This is a genomic window from Acidisphaera rubrifaciens HS-AP3 (genome assembly GCF_000964365.1).
In the GTDB taxonomy this organism is placed as follows: domain Bacteria; phylum Pseudomonadota; class Alphaproteobacteria; order Acetobacterales; family Acetobacteraceae; genus Acidisphaera; species Acidisphaera rubrifaciens.
In genome coordinates, this window is the sequence record NZ_BANB01000839.1 from 1 (window position 1) to 867 (window position 867).

General features: G+C 75.1%; 2 protein-coding genes. Both read right to left on the reverse strand.

All coding sequences use genetic code 11. The features are described from left to right. The coding region (locus B8460_RS18350; RefSeq protein ID WP_048863068.1) for a hypothetical protein at positions 1–563 on the reverse strand (563 nt) is incomplete at its 3' end. Next, positions 560–867 (reverse strand): uroporphyrinogen-III synthase (locus B8460_RS18355; RefSeq protein ID WP_048863069.1); only part of this gene is annotated, 308 nt, incomplete at its 5' end. The genes B8460_RS18350 and B8460_RS18355, both read right to left, overlap by 4 nt.

Consider the following 867-nt stretch of genomic DNA (forward strand, 5'->3'; position numbering starts at 1 on the left):
CTGGCCAGCGCCGGCATCCCGCCGGTCGCCTTTTCGAGTGCCGCGACCCGCGTCTCCAGCGCGTCGATCCGGCCGGCGGCGCCGGCGGCGGCCTCGGCCTGCTTCGCCACCTCGTCCATGCGCGTGCTCAGCGCGTCGAGATGCTGGCGCAGCGCCGGGTCGCCGGCCTGCAGCCGCGCCGCCATCTGATCGACGCGGCCGGACAGCATGTCGATGCGGCTGGCGACCTGGGTGAGCGCCGTCTTGCTCGCCGCGTCGGCAAGCTGGGCGGTCGCCTTTTCCAGATTGGCGAGCCGCGTCTCCAGCCCGCCCAGATCCGGCGCCGGGCGGCTCTCGACCGCCGCCACCCGCGTGTCGAGGGTGCGCAGGGCCGCCGCCTCGCTCGGCACGCGGGGGTTTTCCCACACGTACACGATGGCACCGGCGAGCAGGAGGAAGCCGATCACGCCCGCGATCGGCCAGATGGGCGCGGGCCGCGCCTCATCGTCGGGAAGCGGGGCTGCCGCCGCGGTCTTGGGCTTTTCGGGCGCTTTGCCTTGGGGCAGGGCGGGTCTGTCCGTCATCGCAGCAATGCCACCATCTCGTCCTGGGTCGGGCGCCGGGCGACCAGGATGCGCCGCCACGGCAGCCCCCTTAATGCCATGGCCGCCAGACCGCCGATAGCCACCGCGTCGGTCCGATCGAGCCCCGCGGCGTCCGCCGGCGCGATCGCGCGTACAAAAGCGCGCGCGGTCTCGGCGGAGAAGAAGCAGGCGGCCCGCACCCGGTCCTGTGCCAGGGCGGCGTGGGCGGCGGCGGGCAGTTCGGCGACGGGCCGCGCGGCATAGACGACGCGCCGGACGACGCGGAAGCCGCGCGCGCGCAGCG